Raw genomic sequence first — 24186 nt, forward strand, 5'->3', positions numbered from 1 at the left:
TGTCAGGTTGTGCGGCTGCAGCCGAAGCATGACAGAATTCGGCCGCCACCAACAGCCTCCCCCTACATGAAACCTGAAGACCATTCGCCCCTTAGCGGATGCCGAGCGTCAGCAGCATCAGGCGGCCCTGGCCATCGGCGCGCTCGTTGGTCACGACGATGATGCGGCCCTGCGGATCCTGGCTCAGCGCCGACACCGACGGCGTCGAGAATTCGTCGTCAGACTTCTTGTCGAAGCCCGGCACCAGCGCCGAGATGTCCTTCCACGAGTTGCCGCTGTCGTCCGACCAGGCGAGATACGGCCGGCCATGCAGTTTGTCGAAGCCGCCGATGACCAGCGTGCCCGGCTTGTCGCGCAGCGGCAGGAAGGCGCCGATGTACGGATAGCTTTTGGCACTGGTCAGCGGCTCGTGCAGTACGAACCGGAAGCTGCGGCCATTGTCCAGGCTGCGCAGCAGGCCGCCTTCGACACCGACGTAGACGATCTCGGTGCCCGGCACCGGTTCGATGAACTGGACATTGCGGTTTTCCAGCTCGGGCAAGGTCAATGGCAGCTTGGCGTCGCCCGCCAGCGCGCCGCCGTCTGCGGAGAGGCGATACGCTTCGACGAAGGCCATGTCGAGCGGGCACTCGCCGCCGACCAGCACACGCTCGCCCAGCACGTGGAACTTGGTCGCGTAGCACATCTGCGAATCCTTCGAGCCCCGGATCACTTGCCAGGTCGCGCCGCCATCGCTTGAGGTGAGCAGGTTGTTGCCGCCGCCCGCGTTGCTGTAGAGGCGGTTGCCGGCCAGTTTCAGGTCCTGCATCGACAGCGTCTCGCAGAAGTCGTCGTTGCAGGTGCGCAGATCCTGGTCGCGCGGCGCGAAGCTGGTGGCGGTTGGACCCAACGAGCAGGTCGAGTGCTCATTGCTGGTGGCGGGCGTATCGGCCCACGGCTGCATCAGCCACACGTCCTGCCCCACCAGCTTGATCTTCGGCGAACGCCCGATGAAGTCGCCGACCGGCGCCATCGCGCACCCGCCCAGATCCACCGGGCGCCAGGTCGAGGCGGCAGTCAGAGGCAGCGCCGTGCGCAGGACAGCCGAGCCTTCGGTCGCGCTGTTGGCCAGCGACAGGTAGGCGCTGTCGCCCCGGAACACGACGGTGTCCATCGCGCGCGCGGTGGACGACAGCAGGTCGAGCTTTGTGGCGACCGGCGTGACGGCCACCGGTGGCGGGACCGGCACTGCGGCGTTATCGGAGCCGCCGCAGGCGGTGACGAGGGCGCCGAGCAGCACTGCGCAGGCGATGCGAACGGCCATGGGGCTGGTGTGGTCAGTCATGCGAGTCTCCGGCTCTTGTAGATATTGTCAGTGCGCGATTCTAGGCAATCACCGGCGCTCGCTTGCGGGTTTATTGTCCGTCGACTGTCGTGAAACTGTAAGCACGGCGCAGTGCGCCGGACGATGCGTCTTTCATCCAAATGGCATAGAATCGTCGGATTTTGCGCGCCGGCCTGGCCGGGGCGCAGTCGCAGAGGATTTGTATGGACACGACACTCGGGCGCCCGGTCAGCCAGACCCGCTCATTCGCCACGATCGCGCTGATCGAGCTGTGGGAGCGCTTCGGCTACTACGGCATGCAGGCGCTGATCGTCTACTTCATGGTGCAGCGCCTGGGGTTTGACGACACCCGCGCCACGCTGGTGTGGGGCGCGGCCGCCGCCCTGATCTACGTCGCGCCGGCGATCGGCGGCTGGATCGGCGATAAGGTGCTCGGCACGCGCCGCTCGATGGTGATCGGCGCCATCATTCTGTCGCTCGGCTACGCGCTGATGGGCATCCCGACGACCAATACCTGGCTGACGTTTTCGGCGCTGGGCGTAATCGTCGTCGGCAATGGCCTGTTCAAGCCCAATACCGCCAACCTGGTGCGCAAGATTTACGAAGGCAACGACTCGAAGATCGACAGCGCCTTCACCATCTACTACATGGCCGTCAACGTCGGCTCCACGGTCTCGATGCTGGCCACGCCGGCCATCAAGGACTACGTCAACGCCAACTACGCCGGGGAACTGGGCTGGCACGTGGCGTTCGCATTCTGCAGCGTCGGCCTGTGGGTGGGCCTGATCACGGTGGGCCTGTTGCGCCGCACGATCGGGCATATCGGTTCGCCGCCGGATAACTTGCCGCTCAACTGGGGCAAGCTTGCGCTGGTGCTGGGCGGTGGCGTGCTGGCCGTGATCGCATCGGCCTTCATCCTCGAATACGGCTGGCTTGCGCGCCTGTTCGTGTACCTGGCGGGCCTCGTCGTGCTGGGCATCTTCATCCACCTGATCCGCACCAGCCAGGCCAGCGAACGCTCGGGCCTCGTCGCCGCGCTCGTGCTGACGCTGCAGACGGTCTTCTTCTTCATCTTCTACCAGCAGATGTCGACGTCGCTGTCGCTGTTCGCGCTGCGTAACGTCGACCTGGACTTCAGCCTGTTCGGCAACCACCTGTTCACCTGGTCGCCGGCGCAGTTCCAGGCGCTCAACGCCATCTGGATCATGCTGCTCAGTCCCGTGCTGGCCTGGGTCTACACGCGCGCCAGCAACGCGGGCCGCGACCTGTCGATCGCCGCCAAGTTTGCGCTGGGCTTTGCCGTCGTCGCGGCGGGCTTCTTCACGTACGGCTTCGCCGGCGCCTTCGCGGTCAATGGCCTGACCTCGTCGTGGATCATGATCGCGGGCTACGGCCTGTATTCGCTGGGCGAATTGCTGGTGAGCGGCCTCGGACTGGCCATGATCGCGCGCTACGTGCCGGCGCGGATGGGCGGCTTCATGATGGGCGCCTACTTCGTGGCGGTCGGCATTTCGCAATACCTGGGCGGCCTGGTGGCCACGATGGCCAGCGTGCCGCAAGGGATGACCGACCCGCTGCAGACGCTCCCGATCTACACGAGCCTGTTCAACAAGCTGGGCCTGGCCGCCATCGCCTGCACGCTGATCGCGCTGGCCGCACTGCCTTTGATGCGCCGCCTGACGGCCGAGCACCACACGCACCGCTAGGGTTCTTGTAAGATGGCCGGATTGCTTCTTTTTCGGTCCGGCCATCATGTCTTTTAATCCTCTCGACACCAACCTGCAGGTCGCACAGCGCGTGCACGCCATCGAACCGTTTCGCGTCATGGAGATGGTCAAGGCCGCCGCGCTGCTGCGGCGCGCGGGCCACGACATCATCAGCATGAGCGTCGGCGAGCCCGATTTCACGGCGCCCGACATCGTCGCCGACGCGGCCGTCGCCGCAATCCGCGGCGGCATCACCCAATACACCGAGTCGCTTGGCCTGCCCGAGCTGCGCGCCGCGATCTCAAGCCACTACGCCGCCACGCAGGGCCTGGACATCGACCCGCGCCGTATCGTCATCACCGCCGGCGCCTCGGCCGGCCTGCTGCTGGCCTGCGCCGCACTGGTCGGCCAGGGCGACGAGGTCCTGATGCCCGACCCGTCGTACCCGTGCAACCGCCATTTCGTGACCAGCTTCGGCGGCACACCGATCCTGGTGCCGGCCTCGTTCGAGGACCGCTACCAGCTCGGTGCGCACCATGTGCACGAACGCTGGACGGCGCGCACGCGCGGCGTGCTGGTGGCCTCGCCCTCCAACCCTACGGGCACGTCGATGACCCCGGCGCAGCTGCGCGACATGCTCGCCGCCGTGCGCGCGCGCGGCGGCTTCGCCATCGTCGACGAGATCTACCAGGGCCTGTCGTACGACCACGTGCCGGTCAGCGCGCTGGCGCTGGATCCGGATGTGATCACGGTGAACAGCTTCTCGAAATACTTCAACATGACGGGCTGGCGCCTGGGCTGGCTCGTGGTGCCCGACAGCCTGGTGCCCGTGTTCGAAAAGCTCGCCCAGAACCTGTTCATCTGCGCGCCGACGATCGCCCAGCATGCGGCGCTGGCCTGCTTCCAGCCCGAAGCGCTGGCGATCTTCGAAGCACGCCGCCAGGAATTCCAGCGCCGCCGCGACTATCTGGTGCCTGCCTTGCGTGAGCTCGGGTTCGGGGTGCCGGTGATGCCTGACGGCGCGTTCTACGTGTACGCCGACATTACCGCGCTCGATCATCCGCTGCGCAGCGACAGCGCGGCGCTCAGCATGGCGCTGCTCAATGACGCGCATGTGGCGATCGTGCCCGGTGATGATTTCGGCGTGGCTGCACCTGCGCGGCATGTCCGCTTTTCGTATGCGACGAAGTATGAGCGGATCGAGGAAGCGGTGGCGCGGCTGGCGCGTCAGCTGGGGCGCTGAAGGCCCGGCACCGTCAATCCTCGGCCACCGGCGATGCTGCGACCAGGTCGATGAAGGCACGCAGCGGCGCCGGCATGCGCCTGCTCGGGAAATACAGCTTGGGGCCGTCGAATCGTTGCCACCACGTTGGCAGGACAGGCTCGAGACTGCCGTTCTCGAAATATGGCTCGAGCCAGTTCCTGAAAGTGCAGATCAATCCATGCCCGGCGCGTGCCAGTTCGATACCGGCAGCGGCTGCATCGACGCCGATGATCAACCGGCTCGCCGGATCGACGGTGATTTTTTCGCCGTCGCGCTCGAAGTCCCAGGCAGTGAGCGCGCCGCTGGCAAAGCGCAGACGCACGCACTGATGCGCCATGACGTCGCGGGGATGCGCGGGGTAGCCGTGCGCGTGCAGATACGATGGCGCCGCGGCCAGCGCCAGCTCCTGGTAGCGCGGCCCGATGGGCACCGCGATCATGTCCTTTGCAAGATGTTCGGGATAGCGGATGCCGGCAGCACAACCCTGCGCAATCGTATCGGTCAGCCGGTCGTCCACGACCAGTTCGACACGTACGGCAGGGTGCGCGGCAAGAAAGCGATCGATCAGCGGCGGCAGGATGTCGACCATGACCGAACCGGCCACGTTCAGTTTCAGTAATCCGGTCACTGACGTCGACGCGGTGCTGATCTCTTGCAGGGCGGCGCGCGTCTGCGACAACAAGGGGCTCAGGCGGCCTTCCAGTTCGCGCCCTGCTTCGGTTGGCGTCACGCTGCGCGTGTTGCGGGTCAGGAGGGGCAAGCCAAGCTGCTTTTCCAGACGCGTGATGGTGTCGCTGACATTCGACGGCGCCAGTCCCAGGCGTTTGGCGGCGGCCCGGAATCCCTTCGCATCGCACACCGCAAGAAACACGGCAAGATCGTCCAGGGATGGCTCGCGATTGTTCTTCATGGCGATCAGTCTATTCTGAAACTGCCGTCTTATCAAACTGGCTGGCCGCTTCTACACTGGTTTGCGCCGGATACGACCACTCGACAGGCGGCGTATCCAGGCGCCCAGTGATCGCTGGAGAGAACGCATAAGTAGTGCCGTTCTTCTGGCCGATTTGCTTGCGACCTTTTGAAAGAACCCCATGCCAGCATACAACGACCTCGTGTCGCCTACCTCAACCAGCCCGTTCACCTCATGGCGAGGCGACCATGTCGGACTGCGCGTGCCGGACTTTGAAGCCGCTGCAGCCTGGTACACCGGCACGCTCGACTTCCGCCTGATCTGCACGATGGCACTGGGTGAAAAGACACTGGCTTTTCTTGCCCCTGCTGCTGACGACAGTTTTCGCATCGAGTTGATTGCCGGTCCCGGCTGCGCACCGCGTCCCGAGTACGACCAGCTGATCGACACCCATGCAGTCGCCGGATGGCACCATCTGTGCCTGCGCGTTGAGGATGTCGATGTCGCGATCGGTGAACTGAGACGTCGTGACGTGAGGATTGTCAGCGAACCGCGGGACGCGTCCGGACTGGCGCTGCGTTTCGCGTTTTTCAGCGATCCATGGGGTAACCTGATCGAACTGACGCAACCGCTTCTGAACATTACAGCTGCCAGTTAGCCTGAACAGCAAAATAGCCCGACGTGCACTGACGTCGCCGGCAGGTACACAATCGACTACATCAGCCGCTGGCGCGGCATTAGTCGCGGCCATCGTTGATAAAGCCAGCAGTCCGGTACGTGCATCCCGTATCATGCCATCTCCAAAAGGCGTCCCATTGGTGTCATTCCATGCCGCTTGTAATGCCAGCGGTTTCCACTCAGAGAGGTAAATGCACAATGCGCATGTCGATTTCACTCGCCCTGCTGGCCGCTTTCTCGGCCGGCACAGTCCATGCCGACGCCCTCGACGCTGCCATTGAACGCATGATGCTGGCCCGCCAGGTGCCGGGTCTGGCGGTGGTCGTCGTCAAGGATGGCAAGATCGTGCACGAACGGGGCTATGGCTTGGCCAACGTGGAGCACAGCGTGCCGGTCACGCCAAGCACCGTTTTCCAGTCCGCTTCGACCGGCAAAACGTTCACGGCTGCGCTGGTGCTGCTGCTCGAGAAAGACGGCAAGCTGACACTCGACGCCCCGATCTCGCGCTACCTTGACAACACGCCAGCTGCCTGGAAGGGCATCACGATTCGCCACCTGCTCACGCACACGTCGGGCCTCGGCGACCCCTACACAAGCATCGACCTGCGCAAGGATTACAGCGACGATGAACTGATCGCGCTGGAGGCGTCCCTGCCCCTGTTGTCGGCTCCCGGCGAGCGCTTCGCATATAGCAATGCCGGCTACCACCTGCTCGGCTTCATTTGCAACCGGGTTGGCGGTAAATATTTCGGCGACCAGCTCAAAGAACGCATCTTCATGCCGCTCGGCATGACGACTGCCGGCGTGATCAGCGAATCGGACATCGTTCCGGCTCGCGCCGCGGGTTACGAGCGGATCGACGGCAAGCTGCAAAACCAGCGCTGGGTGGCCCCCAGCCTGAACCGGACTGCGGATGGCACGATCCAGCTGAGCGCGCGCGACCTGGCGCGCTGGAGCATGGCGCTCGACGGCGATAGCATCCTCGACGCCCGTGCCAAGGCCGCCAGCTGGACCCCGGCACGCCTGAACGACGGCAGCAGTGCGCCTTACGGCCTCGGTTGGTACGTGGGCAGCCAGCAGGGCCACCGCGTTGTCCAGCATGGCGGCGCCTGGCAAGGCTTCAAGGCTGCGCTTGCGCGCTACCCCGATGACCGCCTTACCGTGGTGGTGCTGGCCAATTCGGCCGCAGCACGCCAGGGCAAGATCGCTGACCTGATTGCCGCACACTACGTGCCCGCACTGGCAACGCCGCGCCCGCCGGCCATCGCAGACCGCGCGCCTGCCGATACCGCCCGTGCGCGCAAGGTGATTGGCGAACTGGCCGCCGGGCAGATTCCCGCAGGGCTGTCAGAAAGCGAACGCGGCCGCTTCAACGGGCGATGGGTCGCGCAGATCGCCACCGAGTTCCGTGATTACGGCCCATTGCGCAACGTCGATGTGCTGGCACGCAGCAACGAAGGAAACGGCAAGCAAGCGCGCTACCGTTTCCTGTTCGAGAACGAGACCGTGCTGGTAGCGCTCGACCAGGACCGCGACGGGCTGATCAAGCAACTGGGAGTCTCGCTGGAATAGCCTCGCGGCGTGGACACAGCGCAGAATTGGCACACACCGGGTGTAGGAATGAACGTCAAGGCGCAACAAATGCCTTATCCGCAGAGTGCCGTGGACGAATACAACCCGACAGCAATGCCACCCCCGCAAACACCGCCAACGCAACACTCACGCCCCACCCGCTCAACAATGCGCCAAATAATGGCGATCCCGCGCTCTGGCCTGATGCCAGGATCAAAAATGGCATACCCAGTCCCAGGTCGGGCCTATCCGGAAGCAGCCGGATGCCCTGGATCAGAAACGCGCCTGATGACGTGATATACGAGGCGCCGAACAGCGCCACGCTGACAAAGGCGAATGCCACCGAGACCGACGTGAAGGACAGACCAACAATCCCCGCCGCCATCCCGGCCAGCGAAACCCAATGAACCCGCACGAGGCCGAACCGCTGCACGAAGACGCCCGTCATCGCGCCAGTCACGCCGGCCAGGCCAAGCGTCACCCAGATCCAGGCGATATCGGTTTGCGTGAAGTCGAATTCATCGCGCAGCAGGCTGCCGCCGAATGTCCAGATTGCAGTACTCGACAAGCCCATCAAAATGCTGCCCGTGCAGAGCGCCAGCATGCCGGGGCGCTTGAAGATGGCGAATGAGATGGCGAATGACATCGGCTCGCTCGCGGTGCGTTCGTGCGTCGCTGGCACGGCATACAACACCCACACCGCTACGGCGCAGCTGATGACAGAGAACAGGATATACAGTTCACGCCAGCCACCGAATGCGAGCAGGCTCGCGAGGCCTGAAAATACGATGCCCGCTGCGGTGCCCGCATTGATGATGGCATTGGCCTTCGGCCGGTGGGCATCGTCAAACTGCAATGACACCGCCGTCGCCAGTGGTGGCGAGGTCAGGCCGGTACTCAGGCCGGCCAGCGCGACGCCCAGTCCCAGGGCTATCCCGCTCGTGGACAACGTGATGATGACCATGCCGAGGGTCGACGCCAATCCGGCGGCAAAGGCAAGCGCCCGTGGCGGGCACGCACGGTTCAACGCGAAGGTGATGCACACGCCAATGCAATACGCGACGAACGCGCTGCTGCCAATCCAGCCCGTGGTGGCGATGTCGAGTGAGAGTTCAGTGCGTATCTCTGGCAGCAGCAACCCGAAGGCAAAGCGCGCGAGCCCATAAGAGACGGCAGTGAGCGCAAAAGCCGCTGCCAGCAGGTTGACGTTACGCTTCACTGTGCTTGCCTGCATGGGCCATCAGGGCGGCGGCGGCAGCCCTGGCAGCGTGAATTACCGCTGTATTGTCCAGACTGGCGATGGCCGTGGCGCCTTCGAACAGGATCCAGATCTGGGAAGACAGCAGCGGATCGTCATGCCCCAGCGCGTGACTGACGCGCCTGGCGACCTCCTGGAAGAACACCTCTTTCTGCCGGCGCACCAGGGCCACGATGTCGTCGTTCGCACCCCGGTATTCACTACCGGCACGCAGCAGCAGGCAGCCGGATGCGCCAAACTCGGTCGACCATTGTTCCAGCGTATCGAACAGCGATTCGACAGTGCCGACCTCGCCATCGTCACGGTGCAAGACAGCCATGAACGCCGCATGCCGCGATTCGAGCGCTGCCATGACCAGCCCGTCACGCGAACCGAAGTGCTTGTACAGCGTACGGGTGGAGGCGCCGACGCTGGCGCCAATGTGATCGACGCCAATGCCGCGCAAGCCTTCGCGTGCGAACAGCTGCGCTGCGGCTGCTGCCATATCAGTTTTCTTGTCCATGGCCCGAGTGTACAACGATCGTTGTACATGTCAAGCGTACAGGATCCCGACGTGACTTGTGGCGTGAGGCAAGGAGGGTTGAGGCGACCTACGCTGCGGCGGCCGTCGGGCCAGCCAGTGCTTCGACCAGCGCAGCCGACGCCACCGGCTTGACCAGATACCGATCGAACCCGGCGGCCAGTGCGCGTGCGCGGTCGCTCGGTTGGCCATAGCCGGACAGCGCCACGGTCAGCGGCCGCGGGACCGGTTGCGCGGCGCGCAGGCGCGTCATCAGCTCCAGGCCATCGATGCCGGGCAGGCCGATGTCGCAGACGATGGCGTCGAAACGTCCTTCGAGTGCGAGTGCCAGGCCGGCGTGCCCCTCGGCCGCGATCTCGACCTGATGGCCCTCGAGCTCGAGCAGCATGCGCAGCACGTCGGCGGCGTCGCCATTGTCTTCGATGACCAGGATGCGGCGCGTGGCGCTGGCCGTATGCACCGGTGCAGCGGTGGGGGCACACGGGGCATCGGCCGACGATTGCGGCAGACGCACGATGAACGTGCTGCCCTGCCCCGGGCCGTCGCTGCCGGCAGTCACGCCGCCGCCATGCATGCTCACCAGATTGCGCACGACGTTCAGGCCCACGCCCAGCCCGCCCTCGGAGCGGGCCAGCGTGCGCGGTCCCTGCGTGAACAGCTCGAATGCGCGCCCGATGGTCTCATCCGACATGCCGGCGCCGTTGTCGGCAATCGTGACCGCGATGCCGTCGTCGCAGCGCACACTGACCGTGACCTGGCCGCCATCCTGCGTGTACTTCGAGGCGTTGTTGAGCAGATTGGTGAAGACCTGCGTCAGGCGCACGCGGTCGCCGTCGACAACGGGATCGCGCTCGTCGTGGTTGATCGTCAGGCGCTGACTGCGCTCGCGCACGCGCGGCATGATCGTCTCGGCCGCGTGTTCGAGCACTTCGGCCAGGCGCAGCGGCTCGATCGCCAGCGTGATCTTGCCGCTGCTCAGGCGCGCGGCGTCGAGCAGGTCGTCGAGCAGGCGCGCCATATGGTCGACCTGGCGCTGGATGACGGCCGTGAGACGCCCCAGCGGTAACGACGCGACGGGGCCGCGCTCGAGCAAGCCCGCCGATACGCTGATCGGCACCAAAGGGTTGCGCAGTTCGTGCGCCAGCATGGCCAGGAATTCGTTCTGGCGCCGGTTGGTGTCTTCGGCGTCGTCGCGGGACGTCTGCGCGTCGACCGCCGCCAGCACCAGGTGTTCGTTGGCTTCGCGCAGGCTCAAGGCCAGCGTGGTGCTGGCATCGAGCTCGCGCCGCAGCCGCGCATTGTCGCGTTCAAGCTGCGCGAGGTGGCCGTCGGGCGTGGCTGGCCTAGTACCCGGATGCGCCGGCATGGACGTCATTCAGGTGGCGCCGCGCGTGGTCGGCAACCCGTGCAGGACGCCCTCGTGCGCGGTACTGATCGCATCGATGTGGATGCCGGCATCGTCGATATGGAATTCACGCAGGTCGTGACTATGGCTGCTGCCGCGCACCTTGACCACCGAAATGAACCGGCGCAGCTGGCCGGCGCTTTCGCCAAAGCGCATCAGGACGATCGCATCGGTCAGGTAGGCCACTTCGGCCTGGCTGAAGCGCAGGTGGGTGAAGTCATCGTCCATTCCCATCGTGACCAGCACGGTGACGTTGCGCTTGGCCAGCGACGTGAGCATCTGGAACACGGTGGCGCGTAACTGGTTGCGCCCTTCCGGCGCCAGGTACAGCGACAGCTCGGACAGCGAATCGACCACCACCCGGCGCGCGCCGGTACGATCGATCGCTTCATTGAGCGCCTCGAGCAGCTCGTCGACCGTCAGGTCGATCATCCGGCTTTCGAGCACCACCACGTCGCCCGCGTCCACCATCGCGGCCAGTTCGGCATTGCGCAGGCGCGATGTGCCTTTCTCGAACGAGAGGGCCACGCCCTTTTCGCCATGATGCACGCCCTCTTGCAGGAAGCGCGTGGCCAGGATGGTCTTGCCGCAGCCGCTGGGGCCGGTGACCATCAGCGAATGCCCCTGCGGCAGGCCGCCATGCAGCAGCACGTCGAGGTCGCGCGTACCGGTCGGAATGCGCCTGTGATGGCGATCGGTCGGCGCGCCGTCGTGATGGTCCTGCGCCAGTGGCGGCAGCATGCGTGGGTAGACGCGGATGCCGTCGCTGGTGATACGGAAGGTGTGCGAGCCGTTCATGTGGGCCTGGCCGCGCATCTTCACCACGCGCATCTTGCGCACCACCGAATTGTCGTCATGCACGGGTGTCAGCGAGATCATGCCATCGGCCACCGTCATGATCGGACTGGCTTCGACATCGCTGTTGGCATATTCGCCGATCAGGAACGTGGTCGCTTGCCAGCTCGTCATGCGCGTGCCGAGATCCTGGATAAAGTGCTGCAGGTCGGCCACGCCTTCGTTGCCGCTGCGCGCCGTCTGCGCGACCGAGCGGAACGAATCGACGAACACGAGGCTCGGCGCGAAGTCTTCGACTTCTTTCATCACGCGCGCCAGCACGGTGCTGAAGTCGCCTGCGCGCAAGTCTTCGGCCAGGTTCACGTAGCGCACCGCAGTGCCAACCTTCTGCATGTCGAAGAAACTGTACTGCTGCTGGTAACGCAGCATCTTCAGCGGCGGCTCGCCCAGCACGGTGAAGAACAGCGCGCGCCGCTCGGGCGTTGCGATCGAGAACATCATCTGGTGGGCGAGCGTGGTCTTGCCCGAACCTGGTGGCCCGGCGATCAGGTTGAACGAAAACTCGCTCAGCCCGCCTCCGAGCAGGACGTCGAGCCCTTGCACACCAGTGCTCAATTTCCCAAGTGATACTTTGTCGCTCATTACTTGTGCTCCTGTACTTTCTTCTCTTCTCCGTCAACCGTCGCGGCGTCGAGCACGCGCCGCGCAAGTGCGTGCCCGATCAGCGACGCCAGCAAGTCGGTAAACGTCTGGAGCAGGGCCGCGTGGGCCACTTGTGCGAGATCGGGTGCGACGCTGGCGAGCATGTCGTCCAGCGCGTCAATTTGGGCGGCGCGGGTCTTGCACGGCGCAGTCATGGCCAGCCATGTGTAATCGGGGCCGACAAGGCGCAGGGCCCGGCCGTACAGCGCGCAGAAACCGTTGTCGCCAATAAGCGGCCCCAACTGGTCGGCAAGGCGCCGCCAGGATTGGATGAGTAACAGGTGCTCGACAGAGCGGCCGGGATCACCCTTACTCGTCATCATGTCTGGATCGAAAAGCAATTGCGGCCGTTATCATCATGAAAGGTCCATGCACGCTGCGGTGTGGTGCGGAGTCGTCGTACGCTTGCGTCGTGCGCTTGCCCGGCATTAGGTTGGCAACATTATATCGTGGCTTTTCACAATTTCTCTTGAAAGTGTGAAGTAAATAAGGGGGAGAAAGCGACACGAACAGGCAGTCAATATCGCGTGTTTACGCAGTGGCGACGTCCCCGTCCGCAGTAGGCATGCGCGACAATCCCCGCTAAGATGGCATGCGCCGGGCGAACCTGCTCCCGAGCATCATGCACACTCATGGATTGGGATTCAATGGAAAAGAAGAAGCTCAGCGCCGTCATCTCGACGGCCTTCGTGGTAATGGGGTTGGCCATGGCGCCAGCAGCGTCGGTTGCGGCAGCGCCGGCAGCGGGCAAAACCGCGCAGGCCACGCCAGCCGATGCGCGCTTCAAGGACATCTACACGCGGGAATGGAAGTGGCGCGTCGCCGAAAAGCTCGAACGCGATGACGACGCGCCGGACGCCAGCCGCGGCTTCGCCCGGGTCGATGCGCCGGCGCAGGAAGCGCGCCGCGTCTACTGGGCCGGCATCCTGAAACAGCTCGATGCGATCAAGCCTGCCAGCCTGTCGCCCGCCGAGCGCATCAACTTCGCCGTCTACCGCGCGCAGATCGCGTCGCTGCACGACGCCCAGGTGTTTCGCGAGTTCGAGCAGCCGGTCAATGCCGACAGCGCATTCTGGACCGGCGTCACCTACGGCGCGCGCCGCCCGCTCAAGACCACGCAGGCCTATCGAAACTACCTCGATCAGCTTGAAGGCATCCCCGCCTACTTCGACGAAGAGATCGGCAATATGCGCGCGGGCCTCGCGCGCGGCTTCACGCCGCCCAAAGTCACGCTGGCCGGCCGTGAAAGCACATTGCTGTCGGTGACCGAGGCCAAGACGCCGCAGGACACCGTGTTCTACGGCCCGTTCAAGGAGATGCCGTCAACCATGCCTGCGGCCGAGCAGGAAGCGCTGCGCCGCCAGGCCGTCGCCATCATCGCCGACAAGGTGCAGCCGGCGCACGCAAAGACGCTTGCGTTCTTCCGCGACGAATACGTGCCGAAAGCACGCACCACGCTGGCCGCCCAGGACATGCCGGGCGGGAAGGATTACTACCAGTCGAAGATCGTCGAATTCACGACGACCAGCCTGACGGCTGACCAGATTCACGCAATCGGCCTGGCCGAGATGGCCAAGATCCGCGCCGAGATGCACGCCATCATGCAGCAGGTCGGGTTCAAGGGCGACCTGCAAGCCTTCCTGCAATTCCTGCGCACCGATCCGCAGTTCTACGCCAAGACGCCGGCCGAGCTGCTCAAGAGTGCGGCGTGGACCGCCAAGCGCTTCGATGCCAAGGCCGACCAGTATTTCGGCCACCTGCCGCGCCGGCGCTTTGCGATCGTGCCGGTGCCGGACGACCAGGCGCCGTTCTGGACGGCGGGCCGGGGCGGTCCAGGCATGTATTGGGTGAACACGTATAACCTGCCGGCGCGCCCGCTCTACAGCCTGCCGGCCTTGACGCTGCATGAATCGGCGCCCGGTCACGCGTTCCAGATTCCGCTGGCGCAGGAACAGAAAGGCGTGCCGCCGTTCCGCCGTGCGTACATCTCGGCCTATGGCGAAGGGTGGGCGCTGTACACCGAGCGCCTGGGCGCCGAAATGGGGATCTACGAGACGCCGTATGAAGTCTTCGGGATGCTCAGCTACCAGGCCTGGCGCGCATCACGCCTCGTCGTCGACACGGGCGTGCATGCCAAGGGCTGGACGCGCGAACAGGCGCAGGCCTACCTGATGGAGAACACGGCGCTGTCGAAGCACGAAGTCGAGACCGAGGTCGATCGCTACATCTCATGGCCGGGCCAGGCGCTGTCGTACTACCTGGGCCAGATGGCAATCCAGGAAGCACGCGCGCGGGCCGAAAAGGCGCTGGGGCCGAAGTTCGATATCCGCAACTTCCACGATACCGTGCTGCATATGGGATCGGTGCCGCTGCCGGTGCTGCAGCAGAGGATCGATGCGTTCATCGCTGATGGCGGACCGAGTCCGTATCCGAAGGAAAGCTGACCGCTCTGGCATTGAACGCGTGAATGGCACAGCCGGGGTCAGGTCTGACATTCAGACACGGCCTCGGCTTTAGCCACGTCGATTAGTGTCTTGCCTGGTGCTAGCATCACCCGGCGAGCTAGTTCCGGCTACCTAACTGTCGAGATCGTGTCCGAATGTCAGACCTGACCCCCGCTTTTGCATTTATCGCTGGAACAGCTTGAATTTGAGCTGAAACGAGATCCCGCCGTACAGGCGGTCTTTGTAGTTCGGGATGATCCCGACATTCACGCCCACGCGCTCGTACTCGTAGGTCAGCGTGGGAATCACGCCCGGGAACCAGCCGCCGTCGCGCGTCTTCGGGTAGCCGTCGAACGCCGCCAGTGCCAGACCCACGCGCACCGGTCCCACCGCGTACGGCTGCCAGATCACGCCGGCGTAGTTCGACCAGGCGCGGTCGCTGTTATAGAAGCGCCCGCCGGTGGCGGCCAGCGTGCCGCTGAAGCGGTACTCGAGCGCCAGGCCCTTGTTGTTATTGTTCAGGTCCTTGTCGCCGTCGAAGTGGGCCGTGTAAAAGCCCGTGTCGATCCACAACTCGCTTTTTGGTGCCGGGTCGATCTTCGTGAAGAAGTCGGCGCCATGCGCCAGCGGTGCTGCGCTCAGCAGCGCCAGCAAATAAAGGGTGCGCATCAAGTGGCCGCTTTCGTTTCAAGGTCGGGGAACATCACGTCGGTGAAACCGAAGCGGTTGAAGTCGCGGATACGCGATGGGTACAGGATGCCCAGAAGGTGATCCACTTCATGCTGCACGACGCGCGCATGGAATCCTTCGGCGTCGACGGCAATGCGCTTGCCGAACTGGTCGAAGCCTTCGTAATGCAGGCGCGTGTAGCGGGGTACGCTGCCGCGCAGGCCCGGTATTGACAGGCAGCCTTCAACGCCCTCTTCCATCGCCTCGCCGATCGGCGTGAGCACGGGATTGATCAACACGGTCTCGGGCACGGGCGGCGCGTCCGGATAGCGCTGGTTGCTGGCGAAGCCGAAGACCACCAGTTGCAGGTCGATGCCGATCTGCGGCGCGGCCAGGCCCACGCCTTTGGCCGCATGCATGGTCTCGAACATGTCCGCCACCAGCGTGTGCAACTCGGGCGTATCAAAGTGCGTGACCGGCGGGGCCACGCGCAGCAGGCGCGGATCGCCCATGCGCAGGATGGTTCGTACGGTCATTGCGCTCCCTCCCCGGCCAGCAGCGCGGTCAGGGACGCGCGAAAACCTTCGGCGGTCTCGGGGTGTTTCAGGCCCATGGCCGTCATCGCCTGCAGGTAGCCGAGTTTCGAGCCGCAGTCGTAGCGCTGGCCGGCGTAGCGGTAGGCCAGCACGCGCTCGGCCTGCATCAGCGCGGCGATGCCGTCGGTGAGCTGGATTTCGCCGCCGGCGCCCTTGCCGATCGTCTCGAGGTAGCTGAAGATCGATGCCGACAGCACGTAGCGGCCCACGACGGCCAACGTCGACGGCGCATCGGCGGGCTGCGGTTTTTCGACGATGCCGGACACCAGTTCGAGGTTTGGGCGGTATGGCGCGGCGCTGACCATCCCGTACTGGCGCGTCTGCTCGCGCGGCACGTCCTGCACCGCCAGGATGCTGCTGCGCTCATACGTGTAGAGGTCAGTCATCTGCGCCAGCACCGGCTTGTGGCCGTCGGCCGTGTCCATGAAGTCGTCGGCCAGCAGGACGGCGAAGGGATCGTTGCCCACCACCGGGCGCGCGCACAGCACCGCGTGGCCCAGGCCCAGGGGCGAGGACTGGCGGATGTAGATGCAGTTGACGTTCTTCGGAATGACATTGCGCACCGTCTCGAGCAGCTTCTGCTTGCCGGCCGCTTCGAGTTCGGCCTCTAATTCGTAGGCGGTGTCGAAATGGTCTTCGATCGCGCGCTTGTTGCGGCCCGTGATGAAGATCAGCTCCGTGATGCCGGCAGCGACCGCCTCTTCGACCGCGTACTGGATCAGCGGCTTGTCGACGATCGGCAGCATTTCCTTCGGCTGCGCCTTGGTCGCGGGCAGGAAGCGGCTGCCAAGACCGGCGACAGGAAATACGGCTTTGCGGATCAGGGTCATCGTAGTCAGTCAGGTTGGGATGATTGTTCGAGCAGCGCCAGCAGCGCCGCTTCGTCCAGGATCGCGACGCCCAGTTCTTCGGCCTTGGCCAGCTTGCTGCCCGCCTCGGCACCGGCCACCACGTACGAGGTCTTCTTCGACACCGAGCCGGCGATCTTGCCGCCGGCCGCTTCGATCAGGGCGCCGGCCGCGTCGCGGCTCATCGTCGGCAGCGTCCCGGTCAGCACGAACGTCTTGCCGGTCAATGGGCCTTCCTGCACCTGCGCAGCTTCGGGCACCGCGTCGAGCAGTTCGCGCCGCATGGCCGCCAGCGCCGTCAGCAGATCGCGGTTGGCCGCGTTGGCCAGCCATTCTTCGAGTGCGCTCGCCACCGTGGCCGGCAAGCCGAAGATGCCGAAGTCGGTACGCGCCGCGATGGCGTCGAGCGTCTGGCCTGCGGCGATGATCTGGCGCGCGCGCGGCTCGGTCAGTTTCGGGATGTCCAGCGCCGCCAGCAGCTTGATCTCGTCGAGCTTCTCGCGCAGCTGCGCCTTGGGCGGATGCTCGCCCTTGGGCGCCACACCGGCCGCCAGCAAGGCGTCCAGTGCAGTCTGGTTTTTTTCCTCGGCGAAGAAATCGGCGATCGACTGCGCTACCGTGCCGCCGATATCGGGCAGCACGCGCAGCAGCGCGGCCGGGGCGCGGCGCACCAGTGCGAGGCTGCCCAGATACTCGGCCAGCGTCTTGGCGGTGGACTCGCCCACGTGGCGGATGCCCAGTGCGAACAGCAGGCGTTCAAGAGGCGGGGCCTTGCTGGCGGCAATCGCCGCGAGCAGATTGTCGGCCCATTTGGTCGGCACCTTGCCCGGCCGGGCGGTTTCCGGCGTCGCGGCGTCGGCCTCGTCGGCCAGGCGCTTCATCTTGAGCAGGTCGTCCTGCGTCAGCTTGTACAGGTCGGCCACACCGGTGACCAGGTTCGCTTCGACCAGGCTGTCAATGTAGCGGTCGCCCAACCCTTCGATGTCCATCATGCGCCGGCCGGCGAAGTGGCGGATCGCCTCCTTGCGCTGCGCGGCGCAGGTCAGGCCGCCGGAGCAGCGCGCGACGATCTCGCCTTCTTCGCGCACGACGTGCGAGCCGCACACCGGGCAGGTCGCCGGCAAGGTGTACACCGCAGGTTCTGGCGTCGGGCGGCGTTCGAGCACCACGCCCAGCACCTCGGGAATCACGTCGCCGGCGCGGCGCACGATGACGGTGTCGCCCACCCGCACGTCCTTGCGCCGCACTTCGTCTTCGTTGTGCAGCGTGGCATTGGTGACGGTCACGCCGCCAACCGATACGGGCACCAGGCGCGCCACCGGCGTGATGGCGCCGGTGCGGCCGACCTGGACTTCGATCGCCTGGACCGTGGTCAAGGCTTCTTCGGCCGGGAATTTATGCGCCAGCGCGAACCGCGGCGCGCGTGAGACGAAGCCCAGCGTGCGCTGGTCCTCCAGCCGGTCGACCTTGTAGACGACGCCGTCGATTTCGTACGGAAGCGACGCGCGGCGCTCGCCGATGTCGCGGTAGAACGCCAGCAAGCCGTCGCGCCCCGTGACCACCTGGCGCTCCTTCGCCACCGGCAGGCCAAGCGCATCGAGCCAGTCGAGCATGGTCGAATGCGATGCAGGCAGCGCCGCTGGCGCGCCTTCGAGCTGGCCGACGCCATAGGCGAAAAAGCGCAGCCGGCGTGCACTGGTAATGCGCGCGTCTAACTGGCGCAGGCTGCCGGCGGCGGCGTTGCGCGGGTTGGCGAATTCCTTGTGGCCAGCGGCGCGCTGGCGTTCGTTCAGGCTTTCGAAATCGCGCTTGAACATCAGCACTTCACCACGCACCTCAAGCACGGCCGGCACGGCGTCGCCATGCAGCCGCATCGGGATCACGCGCACGGTACGGATATTGGCGGTGACGTCTTCGCCCGTGTAGCCATCGCCGCGCGTGGCGGCCTGCACGAAGCGGCCGTTCTCGTAGCGCAGGCTGATGGCCAGGCCGTCGAATTTGAGTTCGGCGTTGTAGGCGACTTCGCGCGTCTCGAGACCCTCGCGCACACGGCGGTCGAAGTTGTCGACATCCTCGTCGGCGAACCCGTTATTCAGCGACAGCATCGGCACCGCATGCGTGACCTGATTGAATTCGGAGATCGGGGCATCGCCCACGCGCTGGGTCGGCGAATCGGGCGCGATCGCTTGCGGATGCAGCGTCTCGAGCGCGGCCAGCTCGTGGTACAGGCGATCGTACTCGGCGTCCGGAATCGTCGGGGCGTCGAGCACGTGGTAGTTGTAGCTGGCGCGGTTCAGTTCCGCGACCAGCCAGGCCATCCGGGCCGGGGCATCGGGTTGCTCGGTCACGGGACGGTCCTCAGCTGAACAGGCGCAGTGCCCGGGTCGAACCGGCGGCGATGTCGGCCGCATCCATCTCGGCGTAGAACTCGACCACCTGGCCCTTGATTTCGTCGAGCGCTTCGGCTTCGAGCGGCTGGTTGCCGTCGTCGACGATGGTCGCGTCCAGACGCTGCGTCAGTGCGCGCGCGGTATCGACCATGCGGCCGAAAGGATCGCGCGCCGGCGACACGCACGGCACGTCCAGCAGCAGCGTCAGGCGCGACGTGGTGTCGGCGCCCAGCGTGACGTTGGTCGACAGCGTAAACAGCACGCTGTTGCCAGCGCCATCACGGTCCGGCATCGCAAAGCGGCCATCTGGACGCACGTCGAAGCCCGCATTCTCGAGCGCGCCGATCAGCGTGGACATCGCCCATGGCGCGCCGTTGGCGGCCAGGTTGACGCTTAGTTGCGCGTCGTGACCGGCGACGAAACGGTGAAGCGTGCGTGCTTCGCTCATCACTTCGATCATGTCCGGCACGTGGGGCTCGGCGCCGATGTCGTCGCCCACCGCGCGCAGGCGCGTGACGAGTTCGGAGTATTCGAGTTCGTTCAGCGCCGTGGTGCGCGTGGCCATCTGGACACCCGCCTGCAGCTTGGTGTACACGCCACTATGGACGATCGCTTCCCACTCGCCGCTGACGGCAAAGCCGATGTAGTGGATCGGCTTGTTGCCCACACGGCGCAGGCCGTGCAGCGTCGGCAGGATCTTGTCGCCACGGACCGGTGCTTCCAGCGCCAGCGGGATCATGCAGTCGATCAGCGGATCGACCAGGCATTCGGCCAGTTCGGCCGGCGGCATGCCAGGGCGCGTGCCCGGGAGCGATGCGGCCACGGCGTCCTGCGCGGCGGTGGCGCCGGCAGCGCGGTAGGACGGCGGCGCGACGGGTGCGGCTGGTGCGGTTGGGGCAACTGGTGCAGCCGGCGTTGGTACCGGTGCAGGTGCCGGCGTCTTTACAGGCACAGGCGTTTCTTCAGTTGCTGGCGCGGCAACCGGCGCCGGCGTGTCGCCCAGTACCGGCGCATCGAGCTGTGGCTCGGGCTTGGTGTCGGCGACCGTAAACGCGTCCGCATCGAGCGTCGGCTCGTTTACGCGCGTGTAGGTAAATTCGGTGTCCTTCACGGGCGCGGCGGCGCCGGTGACAGAGGCCGCTGGCGGGTTGGATGGCAGCGTCGCTGGCAGTGTCGCAGACGGCATGCCGAGGTCGAACATCGGCTCGCTGCGTTCGGCCGCCGGCGCGCCTTCGCCGGTGCGCATCAACACGTCGTCGTGGTCCGATGCAAACGCGCGCTCGACGCTTTTCCTGGCCTTGTACTCCTGCCATTTGTTGTAAGTGACGACACCGACGACGAACACGCCGCCGGCTGCGATCAGGCTCATTTGGAGATCAGTCATGCTGCTTGTGCCTCAATAGCGAAAGTCGCGCCGGACACACGGTCCTGGTCTTGCCGCGAACTGGGTGATTCAATCGAAATGCCACGTGTGCGGGCAGTCCCCACGCGAAGGCATGCAATGATACCAACTCCCCCGCGTGAATGTCATTTATTAGCATTCTGACACGGGCCGGGCCGCACGCGAAGTCCGCACGCTCACGCGGCGACGAGATCCGCGGCCGCTTCCATGTCCACCGCGACGATGCGCGAGACGCCCTGCTCCTGCATCGTCACGCCGATCAACTGGCTGGCCATCTCCATCGCGATCTTGTTATGCGAGATGAACAGGAACTGCGTGTGCTCCGACATGCGCTTGACCATGCGGCAGAACCGCTCGGTGTTGGCGTCGTCCAGCGGCGCATCGACTTCGTCGAGCAGGCAGAATGGCGCCGGGTTCAGGCGGAACATCGAAAACACGAGCGCCGTCGCGGTCAGGGCTTTCTCGCCGCCCGACAGCAGGTGGATCGTCGCGTTCTTCTTGCCCGGCGGCTGGGCCATCACCTGCACGCCGGCGTCGAGGATCTCGTCGCCCGTCATCACCAGGCGCGCATTGCCCCCGCCGAACAGGATTGGGAACAGTTCCGAGAAGTGGCCGTTCACGCGGTCGAACGTGTCCTGCAGCAGGTCGCGCGTTTCGCGGTCGATGCGCCCGATCGCGTCTTCCAGCGTGGCGATGGCTTCACTCAGGTCGGCATTCTGCGAATCGAGGAAGTGCTTGCGCTCGCTGGCCTGCGCCAGTTCGTCCACCGCCGCCAGGTTGACCGCGCCCAGGCCGGCGATGGCATTGGTCAGCCGCGTGACCTCGCCCTGCAGGTATTGCGGCTTGAGGTCGGGGACAAGCTTGGCCTGCAACTCGGCTTCGTCGGCGCCGGTGGCGGCCAGCGCTTCAGCAAACTGCTCCTGGTTCAGGCGCGCCGCCTGCTCCTTCAGTTGCAGCTCGGTGATGCGGTCGCGCTGCGGCTGCAGGCTGCGTTCGGTCTGCATGCGCGATTCTTCGGCCGTGCGCAGCTGCTGCGCAACCTGGTCGAGTTCATGGCGGGCGCTTGATAATGCCGCTTCCTGCGTCGTGCGCTGGTCCAGCAGCACTTGCAGACCTTCGTGGGCGCTGCCGCTTTCGAGCGCGGCCAGTTCCACGCGCGCCTGCGCCAGGCTCGCCCCAACCTGCTCGGCCTGCGTCGCAGCGGTGGCGATCGTGCGGCGCAATTCATCGATGCGGCTGCGCTGGGCGCGCTCGGCGAACTGCGCTTCCTGCGCGCCGCGCTCCAGGTCGCGCAGGTGTTCGCGCGCGCGGGCCAGCGCCTGCTCCTGGTCCTGGAACGCGGCCTGGTCGTCTTCGCTCGCTTCCTGCAGTTCGGCCAGTTGCATCTCGAGTTCTTCGAAGGTTTGCTCCGCTTCCGCCTGCGCCTGGCGCTGCTCGGCTTCCTGCGCCGCAATCTCGGTCAGGTCGGCCGCGATCTGGCCACTGCGCTGGTTGAAGCGGGCTTCGATCTCGCTTTGCTTGAGCACCTCGATCTGCAGCGCGTGTACTTCGCGCTGCAGGGTCGCGACGCGGGCGCGCGCATCCTGTACGCGCCGCGCCAGATCGAGAACGGCGGCGTCGGCGCGGGCGGCGTGCTCACGCGCCTCATTCGCCAGCAGCGCCTGCGCGCGCACCTGCTTGTCGGTGTTGTCGATCTCGTGCTGGCGCGCCAGCATGCCATCCTGCTCGGCGTCGGGCGCATGGAAGCGCACGCTCGAACGGGTAATCACGTGGCCCTGGCGCGTGACGAAGCTGGCGCCATGCGGCAGGCGGGCGCGCGCGTCAAACGCTTCCGACGCATCCTGCGCGATATACACGCCATGCAGCCAGTCATCGAGCACACCGCGCACGCCGGCGTCGTTGATGCGCAAGAGGCTCGCGAACGGCGTCAGGCCGGCCGGCGCCGGGTCACGCGCAGCGCCCGGTTGCGGCGCGTACAGCGCCAGGCGCGCCGGTGGCGGATCGTTGAAAAAGGCCTTGGTGGCGTCGAGGTCCGACACGTCGAGCGCGCCGGCGCGTTCGCGCAGCACGGCTTCGAGCGCCGTCTCCCAGCCCGCTTCGACGTCGAGCTGTTGCCACAGGCGCGGCAAGTCGGCCAGCGCGTGCTTCTGCAACCAGGGCTGGACCTTGCCTTTGGTTTGCACACGGTCCTGCATCTGGCGCAGCGCGGCCAGGCGCGCTTCGAGCTGCGTGTTGGCGGCGCTCTCGCGCTGGACGTCGCCGTTGGCCTGGCGGCGCTCGGCTTCGACGGTGTCCTGGCGCGCCGTGGCGTCGTCCAGCGCCTGCGTCTGTTCTTCGAGCGCCAGCTGCTTTTCTTCGAGCTGCAGGCGCAGGTTGTCGAGCGTGGCGCTGTCGGGCAGGTTCAGCGTGTTGCGCTCTTGCTGCAGGCGCTCGCGCCGCACGACCAGGTTGGCCAGGATGCCGCCGGCGTTGCGTCCGTGGGCGGAAGCCAGCTCGATGCGCTGCTGGACCGCCATGATGCGCGCGCGCGCCGCATTGGCCGCATCCTGGCCGGCGCGCCAGGCCGCCTCGAGTTCGGGAAGGCGCTCGCCATGCACTTCAACCGCGATCTGCGCGCCTTCGGCCCGGGCAGCCAGTTCTTCGAGCTGCATCTCGGCTTCTTCCTGGCCTTCGCGGTGTTCTTCGGCCTGGGTCGACCAGCCGTCGCGCTGGGCGCTCAGCGTGGCGATCTGGTTTTGCAGGCGCGTGCGCGATTCGACGACGAACTTGATCTGCGCTTCGAGACTGCCGATCTCCGCGTTCACGCTGTAGAGCGCACCCTGCGCCGTGTGCAGGCGGTCGCCCGCCGCGAAGTGCGCCTGGCGCAGGTGCTCGAGGTCGAGCTCCACGCCGCGCAGTTGCGCGGTCTGGGCTTCGAGTCCGGTCTGCGCGTCTTCGATCTCGCGGAAAAAACGGACCTGCTCGGCGTTGGCGTCGTTCTTGCGCAGCAGCCAGAGGAGCTTCTGCTTTTCCTCCTGGTCGGACTGCATCTGCTGGAAGCGCCGCGCGACGGCCGCCTGGGCTTCGAGTTTTTCCAGGTTGGCGTTCAGTTCGCGCAGGATGTCTTCGACCCGCAGCAGGTTCTCGCGCGTATCGGACAGGCGGTTTTCGGTTTCGCGGCGGCGCTCCTTGTACTTGGAGACGCCGGCGGCTTCTTCGAGGAACACGCGCAGTTCTTCGGGGCGCGACTCGATGATCCGCGAAATCATGCCCTGGCCGATGATGGCGTAGGCACGCGGGCCCAGGCCCGTGCCCAGGAAGATGTCCTGGATGTCGCGCCGGCGCACCGGCTGGCCGTTGATGTAATAGGTGGAGGTGCCATCGCGCGTAAGCGTGCGCTTGACCGCGATCTCGGCGTACTGGCCCCACTGGCCGGCTGCCTTGCCGGCGTTGTTGTCGAATACCAGCTCGACCGACGAGCGCCCGGCGGGCTTCCTGTGCGTGGAACCGTTGAAGATCACGTCCTGCATCGACTCGCCGCGCAGCTCGGAGGCCTTGGATTCGCCCAGCACCCAGCGCACGGCGTCGATGATGTTCGACTTGCCGCAGCCATTGGGGCCGACCACGCCGACCAGCTGGCCGGGCACCTGAAAATTGGTGGGATCGACGAACGATTTGAATCCCGACAATTTGATGGAAGAGAGGCGCACGTTGCGTGGGAGAG

Annotated in this window: 18 protein-coding genes; 5 read left to right on the top strand and 13 right to left on the bottom strand. The window is 65.6% G+C overall.

Translation table 11 applies throughout. The annotated features are described in order from the left end of the window. Positions 1-91: 91 nt before the first annotated feature. Positions 92-1324: a beta propeller repeat protein gene (locus tag ACZ0AJ_RS10070; RefSeq protein WP_499454261.1), complete on the bottom strand. Its 1233-nt coding sequence runs from the start codon at positions 1322-1324 to the stop codon at positions 92-94. A gap of 203 nt (positions 1325-1527) precedes the next feature. Here ACZ0AJ_RS10070 and ACZ0AJ_RS10075 point away from each other — a divergent pair, with 203 nt between their 5' ends. After that, the gene (locus tag ACZ0AJ_RS10075; protein ID WP_499454263.1) at positions 1528-3030 is read left to right on the top strand and encodes a peptide MFS transporter; all 1503 of its coding nucleotides are present in this window, start codon (positions 1528-1530) and stop codon (positions 3028-3030) included. A gap of 46 nt (positions 3031-3076) precedes the next feature. After that, entirely contained in the window at positions 3077-4273 is a 1197-nt protein-coding gene (locus ACZ0AJ_RS10080) for a pyridoxal phosphate-dependent aminotransferase (protein ID WP_499454265.1), read from the top strand. Positions 4274-4286: 13 nt separating this feature from the next. On the opposite strand, the gene ACZ0AJ_RS10085 is transcribed toward ACZ0AJ_RS10080, so the two are convergent. Further along, entirely contained in the window at positions 4287-5204 is a 918-nt protein-coding gene (locus ACZ0AJ_RS10085) for a LysR family transcriptional regulator (protein WP_499454266.1), read from the bottom strand. A 181-nt stretch (positions 5205-5385) separates the two neighbouring features. On the opposite strand from ACZ0AJ_RS10085, the gene ACZ0AJ_RS10090 reads away from it, so the two are divergent. After that, the gene (locus ACZ0AJ_RS10090; RefSeq protein ID WP_499454267.1) at positions 5386-5862 is read left to right on the top strand and encodes a VOC family protein; all 477 of its coding nucleotides are present in this window, start codon (positions 5386-5388) and stop codon (positions 5860-5862) included. Between the two features lie 224 nt (positions 5863-6086). Then, entirely contained in the window at positions 6087-7454 is a 1368-nt protein-coding gene (locus ACZ0AJ_RS10095; protein ID WP_499454269.1) for a serine hydrolase domain-containing protein, read from the top strand. A gap of 55 nt (positions 7455-7509) precedes the next feature. On the opposite strand, the gene ACZ0AJ_RS10100 is transcribed toward ACZ0AJ_RS10095, so the two are convergent. From ACZ0AJ_RS10100 to ACZ0AJ_RS10120, 5 genes are all read right to left on the bottom strand, one after another. After that, positions 7510-8673 (bottom strand): MFS transporter, encoded by a 1164-nt coding sequence (locus ACZ0AJ_RS10100; RefSeq protein WP_499454270.1) that lies wholly within the window; start codon positions 8671-8673, stop codon positions 7510-7512. Next, positions 8663-9196, bottom strand: coding sequence for a TetR/AcrR family transcriptional regulator (locus ACZ0AJ_RS10105; protein ID WP_499454699.1), 534 nt, complete (start codon positions 9194-9196; stop codon positions 8663-8665). Before ACZ0AJ_RS10105 ends, ACZ0AJ_RS10100 begins: the two co-directional genes overlap by 11 nt. 106 nt (positions 9197-9302) lie before the next feature. Continuing rightward, positions 9303-10607, bottom strand: a complete 1305-nt coding sequence (locus ACZ0AJ_RS10110; RefSeq protein WP_499454274.1) for a hybrid sensor histidine kinase/response regulator — start codon at positions 10605-10607, stop codon at positions 9303-9305. Next, complete coding sequence (locus ACZ0AJ_RS10115; RefSeq protein ID WP_499454275.1) at positions 10608-12074, bottom strand: ATPase domain-containing protein; 1467 nt, start codon at positions 12072-12074, stop codon at positions 10608-10610. Continuing rightward, a complete protein-coding gene (locus tag ACZ0AJ_RS10120) occupies positions 12074-12457 on the bottom strand; it encodes a hypothetical protein (RefSeq protein ID WP_499454702.1) in 384 nt (127 codons plus the stop codon). The genes ACZ0AJ_RS10115 and ACZ0AJ_RS10120 overlap by 1 nt, the downstream gene beginning before the upstream one ends. Positions 12458-12781: 324 nt before the next feature. Between ACZ0AJ_RS10120 and ACZ0AJ_RS10125 the strand changes: the two genes are divergently transcribed. After that, positions 12782-14578, top strand: a complete 1797-nt coding sequence (locus tag ACZ0AJ_RS10125) for a DUF885 domain-containing protein (RefSeq protein ID WP_499454704.1) — start codon at positions 12782-12784, stop codon at positions 14576-14578. A gap of 183 nt (positions 14579-14761) precedes the next feature. Here ACZ0AJ_RS10125 and ACZ0AJ_RS10130 read toward each other — a convergent pair whose 3' ends face one another. From ACZ0AJ_RS10130 to smc, 6 genes are all read right to left on the bottom strand, one after another. Then, entirely contained in the window at positions 14762-15247 is a 486-nt protein-coding gene (locus ACZ0AJ_RS10130; protein WP_499454282.1) for a hypothetical protein, read from the bottom strand. Beyond that, positions 15247-15783 (bottom strand): peptide deformylase, encoded by a 537-nt coding sequence (gene def / locus ACZ0AJ_RS10135; protein WP_499454284.1) that lies wholly within the window; start codon positions 15781-15783, stop codon positions 15247-15249. Before def ends, ACZ0AJ_RS10130 begins: the two co-directional genes overlap by 1 nt. Further along, complete coding sequence (gene galU / locus ACZ0AJ_RS10140; RefSeq protein ID WP_499454285.1) at positions 15780-16673, bottom strand: UTP--glucose-1-phosphate uridylyltransferase GalU; 894 nt, start codon at positions 16671-16673, stop codon at positions 15780-15782. Before galU ends, def begins: the two co-directional genes overlap by 4 nt. Before the next feature lie 5 nt (positions 16674-16678). Further along, positions 16679-19102 (bottom strand): NAD-dependent DNA ligase LigA, encoded by a 2424-nt coding sequence (ligA, locus tag ACZ0AJ_RS10145; protein WP_499454707.1) that lies wholly within the window; start codon positions 19100-19102, stop codon positions 16679-16681. Continuing rightward, on the bottom strand, positions 19050-20465 hold the full coding sequence (locus ACZ0AJ_RS10150) for a cell division protein ZipA C-terminal FtsZ-binding domain-containing protein (RefSeq protein ID WP_499454709.1): 1416 nt from the start codon (positions 20463-20465) through the stop codon (positions 19050-19052). Before ACZ0AJ_RS10150 ends, ligA begins: the two co-directional genes overlap by 53 nt. A gap of 194 nt (positions 20466-20659) precedes the next feature. Next, entirely contained in the window at positions 20660-24172 is a 3513-nt protein-coding gene (smc, locus tag ACZ0AJ_RS10155) for a chromosome segregation protein SMC (RefSeq protein WP_499454289.1), read from the bottom strand. Positions 24173-24186 lie beyond the last annotated feature (14 nt).

It is taken from the genome of Telluria sp. AC161 (assembly GCF_979258535.1).

What these genes read in the sequence shown, in the direction of transcription:
- ACZ0AJ_RS10070 (WP_499454261.1), bottom strand. Translation starts at nt 1,324, where the DNA reads ATGACTGACCACACCAGCCCCATGGCCGTTCGCATCGCCTGCGCAGTG.
- ACZ0AJ_RS10075 (WP_499454263.1), top strand. Translation starts at nt 1,528, where the DNA reads ATGGACACGACACTCGGGCGCCCGGTCAGCCAGACCCGCTCATTCGCC.
- ACZ0AJ_RS10080 (WP_499454265.1), top strand. Translation starts at nt 3,077, where the DNA reads ATGTCTTTTAATCCTCTCGACACCAACCTGCAGGTCGCACAGCGCGTG.
- ACZ0AJ_RS10085 (WP_499454266.1), bottom strand. Translation starts at nt 5,204, where the DNA reads ATGAAGAACAATCGCGAGCCATCCCTGGACGATCTTGCCGTGTTTCTT.
- ACZ0AJ_RS10090 (WP_499454267.1), top strand. Translation starts at nt 5,386, where the DNA reads ATGCCAGCATACAACGACCTCGTGTCGCCTACCTCAACCAGCCCGTTC.
- ACZ0AJ_RS10095 (WP_499454269.1), top strand. Translation starts at nt 6,087, where the DNA reads ATGTCGATTTCACTCGCCCTGCTGGCCGCTTTCTCGGCCGGCACAGTC.
- ACZ0AJ_RS10105 (WP_499454699.1), bottom strand. Translation starts at nt 9,196, where the DNA reads ATGGCAGCAGCCGCAGCGCAGCTGTTCGCACGCGAAGGCTTGCGCGGC.
- ACZ0AJ_RS10110 (WP_499454274.1), bottom strand. Translation starts at nt 10,607, where the DNA reads ATGACGTCCATGCCGGCGCATCCGGGTACTAGGCCAGCCACGCCCGAC.
- ACZ0AJ_RS10115 (WP_499454275.1), bottom strand. Translation starts at nt 12,074, where the DNA reads ATGAGCGACAAAGTATCACTTGGGAAATTGAGCACTGGTGTGCAAGGG.
- ACZ0AJ_RS10120 (WP_499454702.1), bottom strand. Translation starts at nt 12,457, where the DNA reads ATGATGACGAGTAAGGGTGATCCCGGCCGCTCTGTCGAGCACCTGTTA.
- ACZ0AJ_RS10125 (WP_499454704.1), top strand. Translation starts at nt 12,782, where the DNA reads ATGGAAAAGAAGAAGCTCAGCGCCGTCATCTCGACGGCCTTCGTGGTA.
- ACZ0AJ_RS10130 (WP_499454282.1), bottom strand. Translation starts at nt 15,247, where the DNA reads ATGCGCACCCTTTATTTGCTGGCGCTGCTGAGCGCAGCACCGCTGGCG.
- def (WP_499454284.1), bottom strand. Translation starts at nt 15,783, where the DNA reads ATGACCGTACGAACCATCCTGCGCATGGGCGATCCGCGCCTGCTGCGC.
- galU (WP_499454285.1), bottom strand. Translation starts at nt 16,673, where the DNA reads ATGACCCTGATCCGCAAAGCCGTATTTCCTGTCGCCGGTCTTGGCAGC.
- ligA (WP_499454707.1), bottom strand. Translation starts at nt 19,102, where the DNA reads ATGCGGCCGACATCGCCGCCGGTTCGACCCGGGCACTGCGCCTGTTCA.
- ACZ0AJ_RS10150 (WP_499454709.1), bottom strand. Translation starts at nt 20,465, where the DNA reads ATGACTGATCTCCAAATGAGCCTGATCGCAGCCGGCGGCGTGTTCGTC.